Consider the following 3,005-nt stretch of genomic DNA (forward strand, 5'->3'; position numbering starts at 1 on the left):
CTAGAGGCATGGATACTACTCTCCCACAGTAGCCGCTCTTTTCTACGCCTTTTTAGATTATCAGATTTTGTCCCCCCCTGAACTAGGGTTGATTCATTGTAGGGTTGATTCATGAATCAACCCTACCCCCTGAACAGTTACAAATAAATTAGGCAAGATATCTATAAAATTTATGATTGTGAGGAGTCGGTATATTTTTCGATAAGTTCGACAATTTTAGGTGATAGCCGCCGATTTTTTAGAGTAATTTTTTCTACTTCTAAAGCCATGGCTTCCCCCAGCAGTTGGGCAGGTATCTCATATTTTTGTGCTAGTTCTTTAATTTTAGCAGTTATGTCCATGAATTTTTTGGGGGTTGGGGAGTGGGGATTGTCAAGTCTTAACTCTTATTTGCCAAGAGATACCTTGATGAGGATAAATTTTATAACAGATCTGAGTAGGTAAGGCCATAGTAACTTAATTCTTGGACTAATCTGTTGATAACTGTAGCTTGATTGCTGGCTGCCCGGGCAAAATCAATAACTCTTTTGATCTCCGATGCAATTAATTTTACCTCACCATCGCCCCAAGGAGGAACCACCAAGACATCGATTAAAGTCGCTTTCTTCTTTGCCACGGCTGCCCGGAGAATTCTGCCGCGACGTTGAATAAATTGACGAGGAGAAGCATCGGCAGCGAGGATAATTCCCTGACTGACTTGTGGGATATCAACTCCCTCATCGAGACATTTTACTGCCACTAATGCGTCAAGATTTCCCGAAGATAACTGTGATAATAACATAACTCGATCGCTGTCTAAGGAACTATAGCGAGCGACTCTTTTTCCCTGACGCGCCAATCGGGTACTAATAGCAGTTGCTTGGGCAATATCGGCACAATAAATTAGTGTTTGTTCTAAGGTGTGTTCAGCCAGAATACGATCAATTATAGTTAATTTTGCCCCCGCTGCTTTAATTAATTGCGCCCGTTGAATTAATAAATAATTCACCTTTTGACTGTCTTCTTGGGTAGATAAGCGAGCAATTTTTGCCGTTAACTGACGATATTTTTCCTGTTCTTCTTCTGCGAGATAGGTGACATAAACGTGATAATCGTACTCGCACAAAATACCCTGCTGAATAGCTAACTCTAACCCGTATTCATAGACAATTACCCCAAAATAATCTAAAACTTTTTCCGTACCGAGTTCATCGTAGGCACGCAAAGGAGTTGCTGATAAACCCAAACGATAACTAAAATCATCGCGTAAAAGACGCTGATAAACTCCCGCACCAGTAGCGTGAACTTCATCGGCAATTAATAAAGATTCTTTTGGCAAACCTCCCGCATCAGTAATTAAATCACTAACGGTATTTTTAGCTAACTCTCCATAGGTTCCCACCACAATTACAGGATATCTCTGAGAGGGCAATTCTTGATGATTAATTAACCGTAATTTGCGAAATAAAACCTCACGCCAAGCACGAGAATTACCCATCGCTACCACAGGAAAAGCATAGGTAGTTCGACAGTTTAATTCTTTCACCCACTGCTGGACTAATTCTTTAGTGGGTACAGCGATAACAATTAATTCTAACCTTGATAAACCACTAGCTGCCGCTAGGGCTGTAATCGTTTTTCCCGCCCCTGTTGCCATGGCGAGTATCCCCTGATATTTGGCTTGTTTCCAGGCACTTATTGCCTCAATTTGACGGGGCTGGGGTGTTATTTTTAGAGGAGAGGATAACTGATATTTGCCGGTATCGGCGGCAACTTTAAAAGTTTTTTTGCTACTGCTATCGGGTTCGGTAGTGGGTGGAAAATCAGGACGAAATTTTAAGAGAGATTGGGCTGCTGCTGCGGGAAAATCCCAAATATCTAGATGGGGAGTTTGATTGTGCCAGAGTTTTTCAAAATTATCAATTTTTCTCTGAACTCTTAGCTGTTCCTGAGATTGCCAAGAGCGAAAAATATCGATACACTCGAAATTATCCTGTAAACTGCTGTGACTTTCATTCGCAGAACCAGTAAAAGCGATCGCATTTTCAAAAGCATCAATAAATAGGCCTAACTTTTCATGATATAAGCCAAAATTAACTAAGTTTTTGGGAATGGCTAATTTTATTTCTAAGACTCCCTGACTTAATAGCCACGCTAAACAGGCAAAACGATTTTTAGTAATTTCGTCTAAGTCAATCTCCAGAACAGATAATAAAGATTTATTAATCACTTCTTCCCTTTGCTTTAATCCCTGGCTAATGGCCTCGATATCTTCTTTCGAGAGATAGGGAGAAGCAATTAAACGCATTTTTCCCCCTCCGCGAATTAAAGCAGTTAATCCTTTAGCTAGAGAGACAAGGGAAGAACTAGAAAAAAAGCCGACTGCTCGACAATAGAGGGTAGATTGTGCTAAACAAGGTAGATAAAAATCGGCAATGAGATTATGGCGATCACTGCGATATTCTTCTAATAGGTCTAATTGTTGTAATGGCAATTTAAATTCCTCCTCGATCTCGTTTTAGATCATAAATAACTTTTTCATAACACCAGCTTTTACTGCGTTGGGGATTTCTCAATCTAATATTTAAAAGCAATCGAGTCGCTAAAGCTTTATCTCCATTCACGAGGGTTAAAAGTTCTCTTTCTAAGTAGAAAAGTTTAGGCTGACTGATTGGCAAATTTTGACGATTATTTTTAGAAGTGAATCTTTTCGGTTTAGTGGAGGATAAAGATAGGGTATCGACCAACCACCAGATAGCTACAGCTAACCCCAACAAAAGCACCCCAGTAAAAGAGTATAAAACGATGCCTAGTAAATTCATTAATCAATTCCCGTGTTTGTTAATGATCAAGGTTTTAGGCTAATCTACCCTACACAAAAACACCATATAGCGTTTTTCAGTCTGCTGAGGTACAAAAGTTATGGGTTTTAGGCAAAAGGCAAGAGGCAAAAGTCAAAAGGGAAGAAAAATATGTGTACCTCACTAGCTTATAGCGGTGTGCAGTCGTATTAGGTACAGTGTCAC

General features: G+C 39.9%; 3 protein-coding genes. All 3 read right to left on the reverse strand.

Annotated features, from left to right (window positions below):
- Window positions 1-170: 170 nt before the first annotated feature.
- Window positions 171-341, reverse strand: coding sequence for a hypothetical protein (locus O9334_RS20455; protein ID WP_190381420.1), 171 nt, complete (start codon window positions 339-341; stop codon window positions 171-173).
- An 80-nt stretch (window positions 342-421) separates the two neighbouring features.
- Complete coding sequence (locus tag O9334_RS20460; protein WP_288002181.1) at window positions 422-2,473, reverse strand: DEAD/DEAH box helicase family protein; 2,052 nt, start codon at window positions 2,471-2,473, stop codon at window positions 422-424.
- 1 nt (window position 2,474) lies between these two features.
- Entirely contained in the window at window positions 2,475-2,801 is a 327-nt protein-coding gene (locus O9334_RS20465) for a hypothetical protein (protein WP_045361187.1), read from the reverse strand.
- Window positions 2,802-3,005 lie beyond the last annotated feature (204 nt).

The sequence above is a fragment of the Microcystis sp. LE19-8.1F genome (assembly GCF_027531715.1).
Taxonomy (GTDB): Bacteria; Cyanobacteriota; Cyanobacteriia; order Cyanobacteriales; family Microcystaceae; genus Microcystis; species Microcystis wesenbergii_A.